Origin of the sequence: Candidatus Formimonas warabiya (assembly GCF_002777255.1) — a bacterium.
GTDB lineage: Bacteria > Bacillota > Dehalobacteriia > Dehalobacteriales > Dehalobacteriaceae > Formimonas > Formimonas warabiya.
The window spans coordinates 3222017-3243533 of record NZ_CP017634.1; the positions used below are offsets into that span (position 1 = coordinate 3222017).

Below are 21517 nucleotides of genomic sequence, written 5' to 3' on the forward strand. Positions count from 1 at the left end.
TTTTTTGCTGAAATTTCGCCAAAGATAATTGGTCTGAGTACTTGAGGTATTTAAATATGAGTGGAACCCCGACCCCAGGAAAACAAATCGATATGACCGAAGGAGTCATCTGGAAACAGATGCTCCTGTTTGCCATTCCGCTGCTGGTGGGTGAAATACTTCAGCAGATGTACAACACGGTGGATAGCATTATCGTGGGAAACTTTGTGAGCAAACAGGCGTTGGCCGCCGTGGGAGCCACCAATAATATCGTCACTGTGCTGATTGGCTTCTTTACAGGTTTAAGCACAGGAGCTACGGTCGTGGTTGCCCAGTATTACGGCGCCCATCAGGAAGCGGAGTTGAAAAATACGGTCCATACGATGATCCTGTTTACCCTGCTCATGGGATTGGCTTTTACGGTAATTGGCGTAGCAGGGACCCCTATGATGCTGCGGTTGCTCGGTACGCCGGAGGATGTTTTTCCGGATGCCAAAATATATTTGCAGATCTATTTTGCCGGGGTTTCGGCTCTGGTTCTGTATAATATGTGCGCGGGCATTCTGCGTGCGGTGGGAGATTCGCGCAGTCCTCTCTATATTCTGCTCCTGACCACAACCCTGAACATCGTCCTAGACTTGGTATTCATTTTGGTTTTCCGCATGGGCGTGGCCGGAGCCGCCTTGGCCACGATCATCGCCCAGTTCATTTCCTCCTTAATTCTGCTGTTCAACCTCTGCCGCACAAAGAATATTTACCGTCTCGAGCTCCGGCATTTGCATATAGACAAGGCGATCCTGCGCCGGGTAATCGATATAGGGCTGCCGGCAGGCCTGCAAAAGTCCATTACTTCTTTTTCCAACACCATCGTGCTCTCCTATATAAACAAATTCGGCTCCGGCGCCATGGCCGGCTGGAGCGTGCATCAGCGGCTGGACCAGATCATTAACCGGACCACACAGAGCATGTCCATAGCGACCGCCACCTTCGTCGGTCAGAACGTCGGCGCGGGAAAAGAAGAACGTATTCATAAAGGAATTCGCACGGCACTGCGTTTGTCTCTGCTGATCACCGGTATTTATGCGGTCTTCTTTGTCAGCTTCAACGGATCCTTGATCAAATTGTTCAACCATGATGGGGACGTGCTGTATTATGGGAAAATCATCATTTCCGTTCTGGCCCCGCTGTATCTGATCAACACGGTAAACCATATTCAGGTCGGCGCGCTGCGGGGACAGGGCGACAGCAAAAACCCCATGTTCATCCTGCTGTTTTGTCACGTCATTCTGCGCCAGCTCTATCTGAACCTGGGCTGGAGTCATTTCCAGTCGATTTACTTCGTTCTTTCCTGCTATCCTGTGAGCTGGTTGCTCTGCTGCATCATCATCAGCGCTTATGCAAAGATGAAGAGAAAAACAGGCACAAACCCTAAAATATTTCATGATGGAGGCGTTCAATAATGCGTTATGGCTTTGGAGACTATGTTTATGAACTGGTAGAGGGCTGGGGCGAGCGGAGGCACGAGTGGGACATGAGTACCGTTCCCGGCGTGGCTGTTGATGCCAATGATCACGTCTACATCCTGTCCCGGGGTAAGCCGCCCGTCGTCGTCATGGACAGAAAGGGCCGTTTACTCGAGCAATTCGGCAACGATGGGTTCGGCCGGGCCCATGCGGCCTATCTGGACGAAAGCGGCACCTTCTTCTGCGTGGACGACGCGGGACATGCGGTGTACAGGTTCGACGCGGGCCGGAAGGTGGACTTCACACTGGGCAATAAGGGGGTCCCTTCGGACACAGGCTGCGTCAACAAAGATTACAAGACGATCACCCACGGCGGCGGTCCGTTCAATTACCCTACCGACCTGGTAATCGCGAAGGACGGCTCCATTTATGTATCGGATGGTTATGGCAATGCCCGCGTGCACAAGTTCAGCGCAGAGGGCAAGCTGCTGTTCAGTTGGGGCGAGCCCGGCGACGCACCCGGCTACTTCAATCTGCCCCATGGAATCACCTTGAGTCCAGATGAGAAGATCGTCTATGTTGCAGATCGGCAGAACTGCCGCATCCAACTCTTCGACCATGAGGGCAACTATCTTGACCAGTGGACCGGCTTGGAACGTCCCGCCGGCGTCGTGATCCGCGACGGTATCATGTATGTGGCGGAATTAAAGCGCTGCAACGTCTTTGACGGTTCACCGTCACGGATCAGCATTTTGAGCCTGGACGGCAGGCTTATATCCCGCCTGGAGAACGACCTGATCTGTGATCCCAATATCGGCTACCGCGCCGCCCATGGCGTAGCGGTTGATTCTGAGGGTTCCATCTACGTTGCTCAAATCGGCAAGAAGCATCCCAAAGACTACTTCGCCCTGCTGAAATACCGTCGCGTCTGACAAATCCATGATCCGTGTTATCTCCCATCCTCCTCTATATGTAAAAAGCCGAGAAGGGGCTGTCGCAATAAAAAACTCCGCCTTGAGGAAATAAAAAATTTTTTTGACACAAGCCAAAAAATGAGGTTTTACTCTGCCTATTTATGACAAAATAGCAAGGCCCCTATCTCCCTTATATCAAGGGACTAGGGCCATTTCTTTTGTGGATTTCGTGTCAAAGTCAAGAGATAACATATTTTTTTGTTGACCTTAGTGGCCTTTTAATAGTAAAGTTTTTTGCTCAGAAAATAGGATGGGTGACATCCTCCTATAAATCTTACAATAATTGCGAGAATTAAATTTTTCACATATAATAGTAACTGGTTTAGTAAAAAGAGGTCCTTGCATAAAGGAGGTATGATCCCATTGACAACGATCGGTTCCACCATAAATACCATTCGTAATAGTAAAGGTTTTACTCTAAAAGAACTGGCGGAAACAACCGGCTTATCAATATCCTATTTAAGCCGTTTGGAAAATGATAAGACAGAAGCTACTTTAAATGATTTAAGTAAATTAGCGGAAGCATTCGAAACATCCATCATCAATCTTTTTCCAGATAAGTTTGATCAGGATGTCAGAATTGTGCGAAAAGAGGAGACGAGAATTATCTTGCAGCCTTCCCCAAATGGCGCACCCTCAGAACAAGAATTTATTTTATGGGGCAGTAAAATTAATTTAGAGCCAACGATCATGACTGTTCCTCCAGGTTCCAGCTCAGGTAAAACCGTGAAACATAATGGAGAAGAGTTTTTATACGTATTAGAGGGAGAAATCAGGGTTTGGTGTGATGATACATGCTATGATTTAAAAAAAGGGGATACCATAGGTTATCCGGCGAAACACCCCCATCGTTGGGAAAATATTAAAAATGAAACCGCAAAGGTCTTTGTCGTAAGTTCTTTACCAACTTTTTAAACAAAAATAAGAACAGCTTCTGCGGAGCTGTTTTTTTTATCTTATCTCAAAAAGAAATCTGACCCTGGTATCCTGTTTTCATATTTGATAAAATAATATTAAAATTTTCATGTTTAATATTTTCAGGAATATGAGGTGATTGGCATGAATTACAGATATGTGGGAAAGCCTTTGCCCATTAGAGATGGGGCTTTAAAAGTTACAGGACAGGCCAAATATACCGCTGATCTGTATTTCCCCCACATGCTATATGGCAAAATTCTTTTTAGTCCAGTGGCACATGCTAGAATTAAAAAAATTGATACCTCGATTGCTGAAAATGTGCCAGGGGTTAAGGCTATCGTGACATATTTAAATTCCCCCCAGATTAAGTTTAACAGTGCCTGCCGATTTCTGGGACATGCGATTCCGGAAACGGAGAGGATTTTCGATTCCACAGTCAGATACGTGGGCGACAAAGTTGCGGCAGTAGCTGCAGAAAGTCCGGAAATCGCCCGTCAGGCGATAAAACTGATCCGTGTCGAATATGAAGAATTGCCTGCTGCTTTTACTCCTGAAGAATCTCTCCGGGTAGATGCATATCCCATTCATCCCGGTGGTAACATCGTCAGTGAAATCCAATCCCAGATCGGAGATATCACCGAAGCATTTGAACAAGCAGATTTATTCATATCAAGCCGAATAACCACTCCTAAGGTCCATCATTGCGCCATTGAACCCCACGTGTCCATCGCCCATTGGTCACAAGATGCCAAACTAACCGTTTGGTCTCCTCATCAAAATATTTTTGCTACCAGACTTTTATTGGCCAAAATATTTCATCTGCCTATCCATAGAATACATATGATTAAACCAACGATCGGCGGTGCATTTGGGGGAAAACTGGAAATGGTTTTGGAACCGGTAGTTGCTTTATTGGCTCAAATCACAGGCCAATACGTGAAAATTGAACTCACGAGGAAAGAAACGATGGTTTCCACGCGCACAAGACATGCGACATCATTTTTCATAAAAACGGCCCTTACCAAGGATGGTATCATCATAGGTCAGGAAATAGACGGTATCATTGACACAGGAGCTTATGCAAGCAGCGCTTTAAATGTCACGGGAACCATGTGCGGAAAAGCATTTGAGTTATACAAGGTGCCAAATATGTCTTTTAAGGCTGTTGCTTGTTATACAAATACCCCGATTTCAGGTGCTATGCGCGGTTATGGTTCCCCTCAACTAATTACTACGCTGGAAATTCATATGGATGAGATCGCCAGAAAATTAAAATTAGATCCGGTAGAGCTGCGATTGAAAAATTTAGTCAGACCCTATCAGCAGATTCATTCAAATCATGCCCTGGGAAATTGCCGAATAGTTGATTGTCTTGAAAAAGGGGCCCATATTTTTCAATGGGAAAAAAGGAAAAAAACAAATGAGAAATTTGTCCGGACCGGTTTTGGTGTAAGCTGCGGCGTTCACGGCAATGGGGTTTTCCCCATCCATCGCGATTATACTTGTATGACTCTTAAGCTCAACGAGGATGGAAGCGCCATTTTACTTACCGGTATCCATGACTTAGGATCCGGTTCTTACACGATTCTCACCCAAATTATCAGTGAAATTTTGGATATTGAACCCGAATTAATAGAGGTTATCGAAGCCGATACGGAAAATACCCCTTATGACTTGGGCGCCTATGCCAGCAGAAATACCTGGGTTGGTGGGGCAGCAGCTAAAAAACTAGCGGAAAAAATGCTGACACTTTTATTCGGCATGGCATGTGAAATATTAAACACTAGGGAGGAGGATATTACCTTTGATCATGGAAAGTTTACTTCAAAAAGCGCTCCTCAAAAAAGCATTTCACCTGCGCATATCGTTTCTTATTGCCAAGAGAAAAAACAGCAAGAGCTTATTGCCACTATTAGCTACCACTCCACTTTCGGTCCTCCCACATATGGCGCCCACTTTGCCCATGTAAAAATCGATTTAAGGACGGGAAAAGTCAATGTTATCGACTATGCTGCTGTTCATGATGTAGGAAAAGCAATTAACCCACTGCTTCTAGAAGGCCAGATTCAGGGGGGAATTCAAATGGGCCTAGGTTTCGCCCTATCCGAAGAACTAAAAATTGATCCCACTTCCGGTCAGTTAATGAATGCACATTTAGCAAAATATCACATACCTAAAGCAAAGGATATGCCTCCTATTCACATTTCTTTTGTGGAAGAAACTGAAGAACCGGGTCCTTTTGGGGCAAAAAGCATTGGCGAAGTAGCCACAGTACCTGTTGCCGCCGCCATCATTAACGCGATAAATGATGCGCTGGGGACATCTTTTTCCCGTCTGCCGGTGACACAGGAAATGATAAAAAAACATATTGAGGGCGGGCAAATTATTTAAATCCTGAACAGATCTTACAAGCCATAATTTTTTGCTAAGAAGTCCCTCTTGGCTTTCCCCATGGCAATGACATTATCCGGGTGCACAAAGTTGGCCAGGGAATTACTGCTGGACAGGATGTACCGTCCTTGTCTGCCGCAGGTCTCCATTAATTTCGTCACTTCTGCATAAACACTTTCCGGTGTGCCCCGGGTGAGAAGAGTTAAATCCACATTGCCGATTAAGGTGGTTCTCTGGCCTAAAGTTTTAATCAAACTGTAAATATCCATCACATCCGGCTGAATGGGGTGGATGGCATCCATCCCTAAAGTTAATAAGTCCTCTATCACCTGGGTAATATTGCCGTCACTGTGGTAAATCCAGGGTTTTTTTATTTCTTCCGCCATCCTTCTGAAATAAGGGAGCACCAGATTGCGGAACAGCTCCGGCTGCACATAGGTGCCGCTGTTGAAGGCAATATCTTCTCCCACCCAAATAAAATCGATTTCCGGCATGCTGCTGTATAGGCGGTCCAGTTTCATAAAATATTGGGTATACCGCTCCATGATTTCTTTGATCAAATCGATGTCCTCATAGAGTTTATAGCAGAAATTCTCAAACCCCAGATCAATAATCACCGGATCCAAACAGAAAATGTGGGCCACAAACAGGGCCAGTCCGGAATCGCCGATGGCTTCTTTGGCCTCTTTGACCCGGTTCCTGAGAAAATCTTCGTCGATCTCTTCCGGAATTTTCAGTTTGTCCAGGTCCTCCCGTTCTTTAATCAAGGGTTTAAAGCCCAGCACCCCGTTATATTCCACCATTTCATTGCCAAAGCGGTCCCAATGGGCAATACCGACGGCATCCTGGCCGACGAATTTGGCATACTTGACTCTTTCCTGCCAACCCACCTTTTCCAGGCCAAAGGTTTTGGCAATCAGCTCATCCCTGGTTTCAATTTCGATCCAGGGAATGGGTCCCCTTTTCCCTTGAAGCGCATCCAGCACCATTTCTTTCGGTTTCATCCCGCGCCCCTCCCCTCCCGTCTATTCGCCCTTCACCCGCTTGATCTCTTCCTTCAGCCAGGGCTCGATCATCCCTACATCCATCAATGCCGCCAACTGGCTTGGATCATAAACCTTAATTTTCACCAGCCATCCTTTCCCATAGGGGTCCTCATTGATCCTTTCCGGCTCAAATTCCAGGTCTTCATTATAGGCCGTGATTTCCCCATCCACCGGCGCCATCACCCGGCCCACCCATTTCCCCGATTCTACGGACATAAACACCTGATCCTTGTGCACCTTTTTACCCGGCTCCACCACATCCGCAAAGACAAATTCTCCGGCCAAGCGGACGGCAAAGTCGGTCATGCCCAAAGTGACCTGGTCACCCTCGACTTTTTCCCAAAAATGGCTCCGATCATATTTGAGGTCATCCGGAAAATGATATCCTTCTATGTGCATGGCCCTACACCTCTTTTCCCTTCTTTTTCAACGCTTTCCGTACTAATTCTGTAAGATCCCAGATCCGGATCTTCATTTTGTTTTTTCTGGCGGCATTGGATAAGGTGCGCTTGCATTGCTGACAGCAGGAAACCAGGGTCTTTACCCCAAGGGCATTGACCTCTTCCAACCGGTTGAGGGCGATCTGTTCCGCTAAGCCCGGATTGGTTGCTTCTAAATTCCCCCCACCCCCGCAGCAGTTTGCCTCTTCCCGGTTCTTTTTCAACTCTTTCAATTGAATCCCCGGAATGGCTTTGATCACCTTTCTCGGGGCTTCAAAAACCCCTCCGTTTCGGCCTAAATCGCAGGGGTCGTGATAAGCAACCTCTTCCACCAGTTCATTGCATTCAATTTTGCGCTCTTCAATCAACTCCGCTAATAACTGGCTGGCATGCATCACCCGGAAGGGCAGGGCGGCACCTTCCAGCACCTGGGGCCAGAATTCGGTCATGGTCCGGTAACAAGAAGGACAGGTCGTTACTACTGTTTTTATGCCCAGGCTGCCTATATTTTTCACATTGGTTAAAATCATTTCTTTCCCTTTGTGATACTCGCCGCACCCCATCAAAGGAAAGCCGCAGCATTGTTCTTGCTCTCCCAGGAGGGAAAAATCGATTCCGCATGTTCTGAGAATTTCTACAAAGGACTGGGGAATGGTGGCTGCCGCCGGATAAAGGGAACCGGTACAACCAGGGAAATATAAAAGCTCAGACTTTTTACCGATATAGGACCGGTATTCCTGATCCAAAGCATTGAGCCAGATGGTCCGGGTCTCTTGGGCATCTCCTGTCACATTGCCCTGCTTTTGAATCGTGGCACTCATTTTTTGTACATGGGCCGGAAGCAGATTGCTCCGGGCAATTCCTTTTCTGGTTTCTCTCCAGACCTCCAGGGTATCGATATCCGTTGTGCAATCGGTCCGGCATTTCCCGCAAAAGGTACATTCAAAAATCCGCTGGATACCCTTTTTCTCCTCCCTGTTTTGGTTCACGAGAAGATCCCGGGCTATCTTGATCCGGGCCCGGGGCGCGGACGATTCCCAGCCCATGACCTGATAGACCGGGCAGTCGATGCGGCAATAGCCGCAGCGGGCGCAGACCAAAGTTTCTTTATCCAAGCCTTCAAAAAACTTTTTATGCTCCATTTCTATCTCCCCCTGCCGATGCCAAGAACACCGCTTATTAAGTTTGCGCTTCCCGTTCCCAGGCCAAAAAGCCGGGGATTTAACACTTTGGGCGGGTCGAGAACCTTCCCCGGATTCACAATACCCAGAGGATCCAGCATTTTCTTATGTTCTTTCATGCTCTGGATCCGGTCCTGGTCATAAGCTCTTGTTAAGTAGAGGGAATTCCATGCCCCGAAGCCATAGGGCCTTCCGCCCAGGCCCAGGGCAGCGTCATAGATTTTTTTCGTCTTGGCCATCAAAAACAAATACTCCAGTACTTTGGTCTCATCGGCATGATACATGACCAGGATGTTGATCCTCCCCCGGTCCAGAAGATGGCCGTAAACGGCGGCCCTTTGCCCCAAGGCGGCCAGTTGGGCACAGAAGTGGGCCAGTCTGGCACTGGGCAGGAGCACTTCCGCCGCCAGCAAAGTAGGCCCTCCCCGCTTGATTCTCATAGCCCGGAACCGGTCCGCCCACTCTGCATCGGCCGTCTCTTCGTCTACCCATTTGCCCTGGGTTTTCCCCATAAGATCCTTGACCATTTGCTCTCCCCGGTGCACCTGGGCTTGATTCCCTTGGTAGGTGACCAATAAGAGATTATTTTTTATGGGCGCATGATAACCCAATTGATCTAAAAACTCATGGAAATCCCCGTTGGACCAGTGCACATGATAGGGTGCATCTGGTCCGTCCCATTTATGCGTCATTTCCAGGGCCTCCTGGACCTGGGAGACCGTATCATACTCCAGGGCATAATTTTTCGTATATTCCGGAGCTTCCCGCACCTGAAACTCCAGTTCGCTGACAATGCCCAGCGTGCCTTCCGAGCCGGCAAACCAGGAGAGAGGATATTCCCCCTCTTTCTCCGACCGGATGATCCTGCCCCCGGCCAGCACGAGTTGGGCAGATTGTACCTGATCATGGAATCCGCCGTATTTGACGCTGCCAATGCCATATCCCTCCATATTGAACCAGCCCCCTGCCGTAGAAGCCTCGGCACTGCTGGGTAGGGAACAGGCCGTCAGTCCATATTCCATTAGCTCTTCATCGATTTTTTTCCATGACGTGCCGGGTAAGGCTTTTACCCATCGATTTTTCTCATCGATGTCCAGGATTCCTTTTAATCCTGTGGTGTCGAGAACAATTCCCCCTTTGACCGGCACGGCATTTAAGAAAGCTGTTGTAGCCCCTGCCCGTGCTGTCACAGGAATCTTCTCCTCTAAAGCAATCTTCATCACGGCTACAATGTCATCCTGGGAAGTTGGCCGTACCACGATCTCCGGCGTATTTTGAAAAATCGTCCGGCTTAAAAAACCGGGGACCGGCGCTAAATCCCTGGCGTAAAAAGACCTTTCAAAGGCATCCGTGGTCACTTTATCTCCTAACAGCTCAGATAGTCTTTCTGCTGCTTTGGTCACTCGTTCCCCTCCCTCCCACTCCCGTGCGCAAATGAATGACCGGTCATTTTGCTTCTAACATGCCGATAGTGGTCAAAAAATTCCTTGCCGTAAGGATCAAACCCCATTAAGAATTTGAGAATTTTATTAAAATAATTAAATTGAGGGATGCCGGGATCAATCATGGCTACATCCAATCCCACGGCTACTGTAGCAATATAATAAATCAAATTAACCGCCTCCATGTCGGGAAGCATATATCCTGCATTGCTGGAGCCCAGTAAGGTGGCTACCCCCAGCTCTTCATGGATTACTTGAATGGTTTCGAGGGTTGGCCGCAAACTGTCCGGCTTAACCCCAATGGGCAGGCAGACGCAGTCCATCATGATATCTTCCGGTGGAATCCCATATTTCCCCGCCTCATTGACAATCCGTCTGGCCACATAAAGCCTCTCCGCCACCGTTTCCGGAACCCCTTTTTCATACACGCAGGCCGTTCCTACCGCCGCACCATGCTTGGCGATAATGGGCAAAAAAGTCTCTAAATTTTCCCATTCGCCGTTGATCACATTGCACATGGCCTTATAGGGATAGGCCGCCAAAGCAGCATCAACTAATTTGGGGTCTCGGCAATCCACAGAAATGCAGCATCCTGTTTCACCGACAAGGGTTTCTACTGTTTTCACAAATAATTTTTCTTCGTCCAGGCACGGCTCCATCAACTGGATATTGACCACATAATGTCCTAACGACACGCTTTCTCGGGCAAGCTTAACCAAATGAGTAAGGTCCTCTTTTTGCAATTGAGCAATCACTTCCGGATTTTGAATCAGATAGCCCATTTGATCATTGACACAGAGGGTGGGACTCCCTTTTCCGAAAGGGATGATCCCGCCCGCGTATGACAACGCACCCGGCCGACAATTTTTATCCATGGATGATCACCCTACTTTTTTATAACCACCAGTTATGATCAAAAGCGTGCATCTTTAACCTTTCTATGGCCTCTTTAGGCAGAGGGCCTTGATCGGAGACAGCCGTATTTACCGGCACCCATTTGGGATTTCTCATGCCCACAATCACCGTGGAAACAGCTTCGTGACTTAAACAAAAGCGTAAAGCTCCTTCCGCAATGGAACCGGCATACCCTTCATCCACCAGCCATTTCAAAGCCTGGCATTTTTCATAAGCCACTTTTTTGCGCTCGTCTTTAAAATAAGTTTCTAAAAAGCTGCCCTCAGGAAATACCGTATCCGGGCCGATTTTACCGGTTAAAGCCCCTTCATCCAAAGGACACCGGGCAATGATCCCGACATGATGCTTCTGTGCGGCGGGTAAAATATCCTGATTCGGCTCTTGCTGGAAAATATTATAGACCACCTCACATACTTCAAAATCACCGGACTCCATGGCGGAGATGCCGTCATCCTGACTGTTGTAGGGGAAATTGATGGAAGCGCCGAAGGCCTTGATTTTCCCTTGTTCTTTGAGCAGGCGGGCCGCTTCTCTCCATTCGTCACTCTCGGCCCAGCTGTTCACATAAACATGCATCAATTGCACATCCAGGCACTCCAGGCCCAATTGCTTCAGACTCTTTTCCGTACAGGCGATAATCCATTCTTTGGGATAGGCTTCTTGGATGTCGCTGCCCAGTACGGCGGGAAACACATAATTTTTCGGCGGCACCTTGCTGGACACATAAATCTTTTCCGGGCGGCTCCGGATCACCTTTCCTACCAAATTCTCGCTGTTTTCATAGCCCAGGGCGGTATCGATAAAATTAACGCCCTGGTCAATGGCTAAGTTTAAGGATTGGATGGCGGCTTCATCGTCCGCCCCTTTCCACCAGCCGCCCCCAATGCCCCAGGCGCCAAATCCGATCTCGGATACCTCAAAACCGGTTTTCCCTAATTTGCGGTATTGCACTCTGATTCCCCCTCTTTCAATTTTTTCCCCAAAATCTTGGTCAGGCACGCGATTCCTTCTTCAATGGTTACCGGTATTTCATCCTTGGGCAGCTGAATCTCCCGGTCCAGATGCAGCAAATAGCCTAATTGGGCCACCTGGGGAGGATAAACCCCTTTCGCCAACAATAAATCCACTTTTTGGAAAAATTGCCGGGGCGGCTCATCTAATAAAATGCAGCCGTCATCAATTAAGATCACCCGGTCCGCAAATTTCATGATTTCGTCTGCCCGGTGTTCCGCCAGCACCACGGCCATATTCTGGGATTGACGCAGCTTTTCAATCACTTCGAACACTTCCAGCTTGCCCATGGGATCCACCTGAGATGTGGGTTCATCCAAAACCAGAATATCCGGCTTGGAAATGAGCGAGGCGGCAATCGCCACTCTTTGTTTTTGTCCTCCCGATAAGTCAGTGGGGGGCTTTTTTAAAAATTCTGGAGACAGATTCACTTCTTTTAAGGTCCATTCCAGCCGGTTTTTGATCTCATCGATGGAGAGGCCCATATTTTCCGCACCAAAAACGATTTCTTCTTCTACCGTGCCCCGAATAAATTGGGAATCGGGGTCCTGAAAAACCATGCCTACTTTGCGGGCACATTCGTGGATCTTTTTCTCAAAAGTATCCAGGCTGCCTGCCACAATTACCTTCCCTTTCATGCGTCCATTGAACCGATTGGGAATCAAACTATTGAAACACCGGCATAAGGTGGTCTTTCCCGCACCATTTTGGCCCATAATGCCAATAAACTCGCCCTTTTTCAGTTTTAAATTGATGTTTTTCAGGGACCAGATTTCCTTCTCTTGATTATCCTTATACATCCAGGATAAATTCTCAATTTCCACGGCATATTCCAAGACAGCCCACCTCCTCTGCTCAACCTACTTTTAAGTCTTGATACTCTTTCTTAATTTCTGCATAAAGTTCGTTTACTTTCAGGATATCGGGCCTGATTCCCAAAGAGCCTAACTGCAAAGCCAGCTGGGTGATCTGGGGAGGCGTGACAAAAGCCTCCTGCAACTTTTCCACTTGGGTGAATACCTGGGTGGACAGGCCGTCCAGCAGTACTTTGCCGTCATTGACGACAACGGTGCGCTGGGCAAATTCCGTCGTAAAACGCATTTCGTGGGTAATAAAAATAATGGTTTTATTTTCTTCTTTATTTAAGCGTTCAAAAATCTCCATAAATTGATAGGCCCTTTTGAAATCCTGACCCGTGGTAGGTTCATCGACAATCAAGACACTGGGGTTTAGGGACAGGACGGCGGCAATGGCCACCCGTTGTTTTTCCCCGGTGGTGAGAAAAAAGGGATATTCCTCAATCTTATCCAGCAGGCCTACCGTGTCCAGCACTTCCTCCACCCTTTTTTTGATCACGTCCGGCGGCACCTTGGCCAGTTTTAGGCCAAAAGAGACCTCATCACGTACGCTGCGGCAGAAGAGCTGCAAGCTGGGATTCTGATAGACATAGCCCACTTTCTGGGCCAGCTGTCCCAAAGGCTGTTTCTTCACACTGATTCCTTCCACCAGCACATCGCCTACCGTCGGTTTCAGCAGGCCGTTGAAATGTTTGACCAATGTGGTCTTGCCGGAGCCGTTTTGCCCGACAATGGCCATCATTTCTCCCTCATAAATGTCTAAACTGGCCCCAAAGAGCGCTTTCGTACCGTCCGGATAGGTAAAATGTACATCTTGCACACTGATCAGGGGCTGCTTCATTTTATTTCGCCCACCTTTCTTCAATCAGAATGTCTCTACAGCAAGTTCGTCCAAAAGCTGGGATCGGCAGGAATAAAGCGGATCACGTCTCCTAGTCCCGGAAGTCCTCTGGCAATGATCACAAAGACTAATAAGCCCACGGAAAATACCATCAAGGCCTGGTCGTGGATCTTTACTTTGACCTCATGGCCGATGTACTCCGTCCGTTTATAGTCCGATGCTTTAAAGGTGGCCACATAGCCCCGGGAATCTGCCGCATCAGCCATTTCATCCGCCTTTTTCAGCTCAATCATAATCAGGGGGATCATCACCGCCACATAATACTTCACCTTTTTAAAGACCCCCATACTGTCCAGATCCAGGCCCCGGGCTTTCTGGGCTTCAATGATCTGCATGGCGTCATAATAAAATGTGAAAAAGCACCTCAAGGCGGTAGAGATGGCCAGCCTGAGAAAATAGGGGATGCGCAGGCTCTTGAGGGCGATATTGATGTCCCGTTCGTCAATCACGGAAAAAACAAAGAGGACCCCAAAAATAGCTGACATCCAGCGGCACCACATGGTTACAGAGGCGATCAAATTTTCATAATGGTAGGTAAACCCGGAAAGCTTAAAAATTATATGTTCATAGGGTGGCGTAATCCATACAGAGGGGAAAAAGGCAAAACTTAAAAAGAGAAAAAAGGTTAAGGTGACCAGAAAAGGGACAAATTTGACGGTATAGCTTCTCGGTACCTTTGCTACTTTGAAACAAATCAGGGCCGCAATAAAGAACCAAATATTGATAAAGGGATTGATGATAAAAAAAGGGACATTAAAAATCAAAATAATAAATAGTCTGGTCAAGGGATGAAATACAGAAAACGCAGTCCATTTCGGGGTATATCCAAAGATTGTTTTCCGATATTCGCTGGAACCGGCCATTGATGCTTCCACAAGCTTCCCTCCCAACTCATTCATTTCACATCATTTGGAGAAAATGATTCGTCATTAGAAAACTTGGCTTGCGCCTTCGCCAGAGGCTTGGCGCAAGCCCTAGTTGCACTTATACTTTCAACCTTTTGAAACTTATAAATTTTGAAAGTAGAACATAAACCTTAGCGGTATCTGTATCTGACTAATCATTTCTCTACTGGGCTGATGGATCCAGGTTGATCATCCCGCTGCCTTGGGAATAATGACGGTAAAGACATAGGTGACCAGTCCTGTAGCTACTAAAGTAAACAAGGCACAAAAGATGATCGCTGCCATTGTCCAGGTGTTCAAACCTTTTGTATCTACCATGTGATCCCTCTCCTTAAAAATTATTTATTTAACTTATTAATTTAGTAAAGGGCCAATGATGAGAATACTCTTCAGAAAATCGTTTTTTGCCGAAATCTATGATTCTTATTAATCCGTAACCAGCAGAAGAGTCATCTTACGCGACCCAACGATCAAAGGTATTGGGAACATATCCCCGAAAACGCATGATAAACGGGGACAGGACCCATAAGGCCAGCAGGCCCAGAATGGCTCTGCCAATAAATTCTCCCCCAAACCAGCCCGGGAACACGGCAACCAGCCAGAATTTCGGGGCCGCTTGACCTAAGAGAACATACCAGGAGCTCCAGAAGGATCCAATTAAACTATTGAGCAGGGCGCCAAAAATCAAAAACACGGCGATGCTCTTCAGATCCCGGGCCCGGGGATCACACTTGAAAAAGCGGAAGGCCAGCATCGGCAAAGCGATTTCAAAAATTGTACAAATTTGGAACAGCAGTACAATGGTAATGGGCAATCCGCCAATCACGTTGCCGATAATCATGCCAATGCAGGCACCCAGAATGCCCCAGACGCCGAACCAAAGCCCGGAAACCACATAAAGGCTCACAGCGATATTGAGACTAACAATAACGGCAGAAACCGAAAATCCCAGCATGGACAAAACCTGTAAAACCGCAATAATCCCCGCCCAAATGGCACAAGTGATAATGTTGATCGTACTTGGAGTCGGAACTGTTTCCCGGGTTCTTTCCACGATTACTTCACTCATTCACGGCACCTCCTAATAATTTTTCATAATTAGCAAGTTTACATGAAGTTTACCAGCCCCTGAACAGAGTATCCATCCCATGATTTTTTCCTTCGCCCATCCCCCCCTTAATCGTATTTTCCCTGCATCCCCCTTTCTTTTCTAAAATGAGACCGACCCCGTTGCCGGTCCTTATTTCAAGATTTCAAGATTTGGTGCAGGAAGAACCGGTAAGGACCAAATTCCCCGCCAAAATTCATCGCCCCGATCTGTTTCACGCCAGGCACTTTACAGGCAGCACCTATGGATTCTTTTAAGGCGCGCATCATCAGGGCCTCCTCCACACCAAACATCAATAGATTCAAAATGGAGCCCACCTGGTCCGGAACCTTTGACCCGGCCACCTTTTCTCTTATTTTCGGGCAATATTCCTCCAGCCGGTATACCTGTTCCAAACCAAATCCCATGGGGGATACGCCATCAATTCCCTCAAGGGCCTTTTTCCCGGCGCTCACAGCCAGGACGGCAGCCGATTCATTTTCCGCATAACAGACAAAATGTCCGTCAGTTCCCTGCAAGGAAACAGTCAGTTCCTCTTCAAAAACAAACTCACCCGTCGTAGTGGGTACCACACATACCCTGCGGCCGCCGATTTGCCCATGGTCTTCCTTTTCGTTAAAATGAGGACGAAGCAGCTCATATACGTTCATTTTTGACGTGCCGGTAATCTGGGGAAGCATACCATTAAAAATGGCACAGGTGGGAATTAAAGTGGCCAGATGCACTCTTAAAGCCAGCTCTTGGATAAAATCACTGTGCCGGTTGGGAGGCATGGTCACAGCGCAAATAATTCCCGGTCGTCCATCCGGGGTCTCTTGGGGCAGGGCCCGTCGCTCAATGCCCCCATTGATTCTGGATCCCAGTTCGCTGGAGCCGGCGGCACCCACAAACTGATGGGCGGCACCAAGGGCTACCTCCTCAGAAATGGCCGTAATCACCAGGCGCACGACTTCCAATGCCCAGGCTTCGGCAAAAGTGTCTTGGATCACCACTCCGTTCAGTTCCATCGCTGACCCTCCTTACCCATGAATTCGAAAGCATGTCAGAGAACATGCCTATTTTGGATCAAAATCTTCAAGCCTTCTCTTTTCCTTGCCAGTTCAAAGGCCTTTTGAATATCCTCTAAAGCAAACCGGTGGGAAATGAGAGGCTCCACCACCACGGCACCGGAAGCCATCGCCTGAAGGGCGTCTTCGTAGTGGCAAATCATAGAATCATAGCTCCCCATCAACTTAAGTTCCTGATAATGAACCAGATCCAGGGGCAAGGCCAGTTTTTCCTTTAAGGCCGCAGCAAAATATAAAATCTGTCCCCCTCTGCCGGCCAGGTAGAGGGCCTGCTCCAAAACCTTTTCATGCCCCACGGCCACAACGACGATATCGGCACCCCGGCCTCCGGTGAGGCGTCTCACTTCGGCCACCGGATCCCGTCTTTGGGCGTGAATGGTCTCATCGATACCCGTTTGTTCGGCAATCTTGAGCTTGTGATCGGCCACCCCCACCAGGATCGTCCTTGCCCCCCGTTTTTTCAACAGCTGGCCATGGATGATGCCGATGGGCCCATCCCCGAAAACCACCGCCGTATCCCCTATGCCTACCTCCAGTTTGCTGTTGCCATAGATGCAGCAGGAGACGGGTTCTGCCCAGGCGCCCTGATCCCAGGACAGTCCGTCCGGGAGTCTGACTAAATTTCGGGAAGGGTAAACAGTATATTCCATAAAGCCGCCGGAGATATACCCCGCGTTCAGGCAAGCACTGAATTTTCTCCTCCGGCACTGGTAACAATGCCCGCAGGTTAACCGGCCGTCAGGAACCACCCGGTCCCCCACCCGGACGGTAGTGACATGGGCACCCACCTGATCCACCGTTCCCGCCAGCTCATGCCCCATTCTAAAAGGGTAGCTGATGTGCCATCCCCTGGGGACATTTCCCAAAAAAGCTTCGATATCTGTGCCGCAGATTCCCGCACTGGCCACCCGAATGCGCACCTGATCCGGTCCCGGCTCCGGTTTTTCTTCCTCCACAAGGTTGAATTTCAAGGGCTCGGTCAATAAGGCAACTTTCATCTTTTTCCTCTCCCTTTCCTGCGCTTAAGGTGTAAAATAGGCGGGAAGTTTCAGTCCTGCGGCCTCAAAACGCCTTTGGGCAAATTTCTCCGCCTGGGAAACCGCCTTTTCCTCATCAAGATTGAGGAGGAGCTGCTTTTCTACCACGACCTTGCCGTCTACAATCACGGTATCCACATTATTCGTGTTGGCACAGTAAACCAAATTGTTAATCACATTGTTCACGGGACGCATATTGATGGAGGTGAGATCTACTAAAATCAGATCGGCCAGTTTACCCGGCTCCAGGGAACCCAGTTTGTCACCCAGGCCGATGGCCCTGGCTCCGCCCAGGGTCGCCATTTCTAGGGCCTGGTAGCTGGAAAGGCAGGCGGAATCCAACTGATGCACCCGTTGGAGCAGAACCGTGGTACGCATGGTTTCGAAGAGATCGGTATTATCATTGACCGCGCAACTGTCCGTGCCTAAAGAAATATTGATGCCGGCCCGGGCCATTTTAGCAATGGGCGCCACGCCGGAGGCGATTTTCATGTTGCATTCAGGATTATGGACCACGGAAGTGCCCGTCTCCTTGAGAATCTGAATGTCCTCGTCCGTAAGCCAGATACCGTGGGCGACAAAAACGTCCGGTCCCAGGATGCCTAATTGATGCAAATAACCGGTGGGCGTTTTGTGATATTTTTTCGAGATGTTCTGAAATTCGAAGTTCGTTTCCGCCAAATGAAGATGCACCAGAACCTTGTTTTTATCCGCTTCTTCCCGCACCTTGGAAATCAATGCCGGGGAGCAGGAATTGGGGCAGGCAATGCCGTAGCAAAAGGCCACCCGGCGGTCTTTGGAGCGGGCGCACCTTTCTATCAACCGGTCCGCCAATCCAAATATCTCCCCGTCACTTAAAATCGCCTCCGGGGGCGTCCATTGATCATTATCCGTAAAGGTGAGGGTGTGCACCCCTCTGATTCCCGTGTGCTCATAGACATCGATGGTTTCCAGGGGCGTGGCCCATTCCATGTTCACGGCCGTGGTAATGCCGCATTTTAGGGCCTCGATACAGCCATGCAGCGTGGCATAATACTGAAGCTCAGGACGGTGAGCCAAATAATCCTGGACCGCCAGTCTGATCCGGGGAAAGCTCACCTCTTCGATCCACTTGATTAAAGGCAGGTCGTCCTTGGCGCCCTTGAGAAAATTTTGCAGGAAATGGCAATGGGCATTGATTAAACCGGGCAGCACGGCTTTATGACGGGCATCGATGGTTTTTCGGCCGGAATATCTTTCGCCCAATTCTTCTTGGGGGCCGACAGCGATGATTTTACCCCCGTCTATCGCCACTGCCCCATCACCCATGATCTGATCGGGACCGGTGACAGGGACGATTAGCCCGTGTTCAATCAAAATGTCTACCTGGCGTTTGCATGAATTATTCATGATTCAGCACCTCATTCACAATCTCCGAAAGGAATTTCACGGTGACTTTTGACTGGGAAAAACCGGCGGCTCTTTTCAGGTTGATATAGCAGGCCGGACAGGAGGTCACCAGTACGTCGGCCCCTGCTTCTCCCGCCTCCTGGATCCTGTCTATGGCCACCTGCATGGACAACTCATTCATTTTTTCCACTTCCGCCAAACTGGCCCCGCAGCATTTAGACTTTTCATGATGTTGCTTCATTTCCACAAGGCGGAGACCCGGTATAGACTGGAGCAACTGCCTCGGTTCTTCATAGATCCCCAATTGTCTTCCCAATACGCAAGGATCATGCCATGTAACGACCTGATCATAATGAGAAAAGGATACATTATTTTTAATTTCAGAAAATAAAAACTGCGATATATCCATCACCGGGTAAGGCTGCGTCAACCCTAACAGGTGGGGATAGATATTTTTTAAAGCATGAAAGCAGCCGGGACAACTGGTAAGGATCAGGTTAGGATGATACTGCCCGATGATATCTAGATTTCTTGCCCCTGCTTTTTTCATTTCCTCGATCTGTCCGCTTTCATAGAGCGGATAGCCACAGCAGGCGTCTTCATCCATGATATGAAAATCCCATCCCAGCTTGGTGAAGATCTCCTTATTGGCCCGGATGATTTTGGGCGCGTTATAATTGGCATTACAGCCGGGATAATAGAGGATGTTTACTTTCCCCTCCTCTTTGGACCGGTCCGCATACTTATGTCTTCTTCTTGCTCCAAAGGGGTGCCCAACTTTTTCGATGTTTTCCGCCATCACCCGGTGTTCCGGAACTGTGCGGCCCTGTTCGGCAATTTCCCTGCGCAGGGCCTGAAATATTTCATGTAAGGGCATCTCCACCGGGCAGGCTACTTCACAACGGCCGCATAAGGTACACTGATAAATATGTTCCACCATCTGCGGGGTCAGGTCTAATTCTCCTTCACTGAGGTCTTTCGCTAATTTTACCCTGCCCCGGGCATACTGGGTTTCCCAACCGGGCGTATATTTATAGACAGGACAAACCGTTTCCAGGTCGGCCCACCCCCAGATCCGGCAGAAGCCGCATCGGGTGCAATGATTAATTTTATCCAGATAGTCTTTCAGCACGGTGATCCCCCTCCTAGAGGCCTGCGACGCCAGGATTCATGATGTGATTCGGGTCCACAGCCGTCTTGATCGCTTGGGCCAGCTTCCCATAACCGGTGTCTGCCAGATATTTTTTCAGATAGGGGGCCCATTGCCTCCCTTTGGAATAAGGCGCCCCGCCCATTTCCAGGGCTTTATCCATCATTTCATCTAAGGCGGCCCGTATTTTATGGTACTCCTCTTCATCTCCGGGAAAGTGGAATAATAAGGCGACTACTTCCGAGGCCGACGGTCCGGGAAAAACTTGCTGCACATAATTCTTAATCTGATGACGGTCTATGATTTCCCGCATCACGCGCAGACCGCCGTCCAATTGATCAAAAGGCAGGAAAAAGTTTACCACCCCGGCGATGCCCTCTTTAAATTCCATACCCGTATTATACCAGCGGTAACTCCAGAACTTGTTCGGTTCCTCGGCACCTCTTAACTCAACCCCCGGGTATTTCAAAATCAGATCACGGACTCTCTCTTTGCGCAGGGCCACTTCGTCGTGATACCCTTCAATATTAATATCGAACAGCACATAATCCGGGTTGACCAGAGGGGCAGAAATATAACAGGTAAGATTGTGTATTGCTATTTCCTGAAATATTTTGATCGCCACACCGCGGTCTCTCACAATAAATCGCTCTAAATATATTTCCTCCGGATAAGGATACAGCCGTAAAGTGGCCTCTGTGACAATGCCGTACGCGCCTTCCGCGCCTAAAAACAGCCCCGTTAAATCCGGACCTAAGGCATAGCGAAAGAAAGTATCGGCTTGGGGGTTGGCCCCTGTTCCCGTATTGACCACGTCACCCGTAGGCAGTACCGCTTTCACGCCTAAAATCTGATCCCCCTGGCTGACGTATTTGATGTTGCCCCAGCCCACACCCGGGCGGGACAAATGGGCCCCCACCGTTCCGGCTAAGGCTCCGGAAGGCGCCACGCCGATTTTCCATCCTTTTTCTTCTAAGGAGTTCATTAATTTCCCGAAGGTCACCCCTGCTTGCACCGTTACCGTGGCATTTTCCTCATCAATATGGAGAATCTGGTTCAAGCGCAGGGTCTCCAAGACTATGCCGCCCTCGACGGCCTGGCAGCCGCCTTCCTGGGCGGACCCGCCCCCCCGGGGAGAAACGGGAACTTTATTTTTATGGGCGAATTTCATAATTTCCCCAATTTCGTCTGTGGATCCGGGCCGCACCACGGCCACCGGCCGCCGGGGCAGAGACACGCCAAAATCATTGGTATAGGTACGTAAAATAAATTCCTCTACCGTGACATATTTGGGACCAACAATCTGGGAGAGCTCATGCACCATCTTTTCCCCATTCACTCCG

At 48.7% G+C, this 21517-nt stretch carries 20 protein-coding genes; 4 read left to right on the forward strand and 16 right to left on the reverse strand.

The window, feature by feature from the left end; genetic code table 11:
* Positions 1–56 precede the first annotated feature (56 nt).
* The 4 genes from DCMF_RS14810 (at position 57) to DCMF_RS14825 (ending at position 5725) form a co-directional block, all read left to right on the forward strand.
* Positions 57–1439, forward strand: coding sequence for an MATE family efflux transporter (locus DCMF_RS14810; RefSeq protein ID WP_148135131.1), 1383 nt, complete (start codon positions 57–59; stop codon positions 1437–1439).
* Positions 1439–2374 (forward strand): peptidyl-alpha-hydroxyglycine alpha-amidating lyase family protein, encoded by a 936-nt coding sequence (locus tag DCMF_RS14815; protein ID WP_148135132.1) that lies wholly within the window; start codon positions 1439–1441, stop codon positions 2372–2374. The genes DCMF_RS14810 and DCMF_RS14815 overlap by 1 nt, the downstream gene beginning before the upstream one ends.
* A 405-nt stretch (positions 2375–2779) precedes the next feature.
* Entirely contained in the window at positions 2780–3331 is a 552-nt protein-coding gene (locus DCMF_RS14820; protein WP_214658624.1) for a helix-turn-helix domain-containing protein, read from the forward strand.
* A 144-nt stretch (positions 3332–3475) separates the two neighbouring features.
* Positions 3476–5725, forward strand: a complete 2250-nt coding sequence (locus tag DCMF_RS14825; protein ID WP_148135134.1) for a xanthine dehydrogenase family protein molybdopterin-binding subunit — start codon at positions 3476–3478, stop codon at positions 5723–5725.
* A gap of 14 nt (positions 5726–5739) precedes the next feature.
* Here the strand turns inward: DCMF_RS14825 and DCMF_RS14830 are convergent, their stop codons facing one another.
* The 16 genes from DCMF_RS14830 to DCMF_RS14900 form a co-directional block, all read right to left on the reverse strand.
* On the reverse strand, positions 5740–6729 hold the full coding sequence (locus tag DCMF_RS14830) for a uroporphyrinogen decarboxylase family protein (RefSeq protein WP_148135135.1): 990 nt from the start codon (positions 6727–6729) through the stop codon (positions 5740–5742).
* A 21-nt stretch (positions 6730–6750) separates the two neighbouring features.
* Entirely contained in the window at positions 6751–7170 is a 420-nt protein-coding gene (locus DCMF_RS14835) for a glycine cleavage system protein H (protein WP_148135136.1), read from the reverse strand.
* A 4-nt stretch (positions 7171–7174) separates the two neighbouring features.
* On the reverse strand, positions 7175–8353 hold the full coding sequence (locus DCMF_RS14840) for a (Fe-S)-binding protein (protein ID WP_148135137.1): 1179 nt from the start codon (positions 8351–8353) through the stop codon (positions 7175–7177).
* Between the two features lie 2 nt (positions 8354–8355).
* Positions 8356–9795: an FAD-binding oxidoreductase gene (locus DCMF_RS14845; RefSeq protein WP_148135138.1), complete on the reverse strand. Its 1440-nt coding sequence runs from the start codon at positions 9793–9795 to the stop codon at positions 8356–8358.
* The gene (locus tag DCMF_RS14850) at positions 9792–10709 is read right to left on the reverse strand and encodes a dihydropteroate synthase (RefSeq protein ID WP_148135139.1); all 918 of its coding nucleotides are present in this window, start codon (positions 10707–10709) and stop codon (positions 9792–9794) included. The genes DCMF_RS14845 and DCMF_RS14850 overlap by 4 nt, the downstream gene beginning before the upstream one ends.
* A gap of 19 nt (positions 10710–10728) precedes the next feature.
* Positions 10729–11700 (reverse strand): aldo/keto reductase, encoded by a 972-nt coding sequence (locus tag DCMF_RS14855; protein WP_214658625.1) that lies wholly within the window; start codon positions 11698–11700, stop codon positions 10729–10731.
* The gene (locus DCMF_RS14860; protein WP_148135140.1) at positions 11682–12596 is read right to left on the reverse strand and encodes an energy-coupling factor ABC transporter ATP-binding protein; all 915 of its coding nucleotides are present in this window, start codon (positions 12594–12596) and stop codon (positions 11682–11684) included. The genes DCMF_RS14855 and DCMF_RS14860 overlap by 19 nt, the downstream gene beginning before the upstream one ends.
* Positions 12597–12615: 19 nt before the next feature.
* On the reverse strand, positions 12616–13458 hold the full coding sequence (locus DCMF_RS14865; RefSeq protein ID WP_148135141.1) for an energy-coupling factor ABC transporter ATP-binding protein: 843 nt from the start codon (positions 13456–13458) through the stop codon (positions 12616–12618).
* A gap of 35 nt (positions 13459–13493) precedes the next feature.
* Entirely contained in the window at positions 13494–14393 is a 900-nt protein-coding gene (locus tag DCMF_RS14870; RefSeq protein ID WP_214658626.1) for an energy-coupling factor transporter transmembrane component T family protein, read from the reverse strand.
* Positions 14394–14612: 219 nt separating this feature from the next.
* A complete protein-coding gene (locus DCMF_RS30110; protein ID WP_257790911.1) occupies positions 14613–14741 on the reverse strand; it encodes a hypothetical protein in 129 nt (42 codons plus the stop codon).
* 136 nt (positions 14742–14877) lie between these two features.
* Positions 14878–15492, reverse strand: coding sequence for a hypothetical protein (locus tag DCMF_RS14875; RefSeq protein ID WP_148135143.1), 615 nt, complete (start codon positions 15490–15492; stop codon positions 14878–14880).
* Positions 15493–15668: 176 nt separating this feature from the next.
* Complete coding sequence (locus tag DCMF_RS14880) at positions 15669–16538, reverse strand: hypothetical protein (RefSeq protein WP_148135144.1); 870 nt, start codon at positions 16536–16538, stop codon at positions 15669–15671.
* Between the two features lie 35 nt (positions 16539–16573).
* Positions 16574–17596 carry a zinc-dependent alcohol dehydrogenase gene (locus DCMF_RS14885; RefSeq protein WP_148135145.1) on the reverse strand — a complete coding sequence of 341 codons (1023 nt, stop codon included), beginning with the start codon at positions 17594–17596 and terminating at the stop codon, positions 16574–16576.
* A 24-nt stretch (positions 17597–17620) separates the two neighbouring features.
* Positions 17621–19024, reverse strand: coding sequence for an amidohydrolase family protein (locus DCMF_RS14890; RefSeq protein ID WP_148135146.1), 1404 nt, complete (start codon positions 19022–19024; stop codon positions 17621–17623).
* Positions 19017–20156: a (Fe-S)-binding protein gene (locus DCMF_RS14895; protein ID WP_148135147.1), complete on the reverse strand. Its 1140-nt coding sequence runs from the start codon at positions 20154–20156 to the stop codon at positions 19017–19019. The genes DCMF_RS14890 and DCMF_RS14895 overlap by 8 nt, the downstream gene beginning before the upstream one ends.
* 13 nt (positions 20157–20169) lie before the next feature.
* The gene (locus tag DCMF_RS14900) at positions 20170–21513 is read right to left on the reverse strand and encodes an FAD-binding oxidoreductase (protein ID WP_148135148.1); all 1344 of its coding nucleotides are present in this window, start codon (positions 21511–21513) and stop codon (positions 20170–20172) included.
* Positions 21514–21517: the final 4 nt, after the last annotated feature.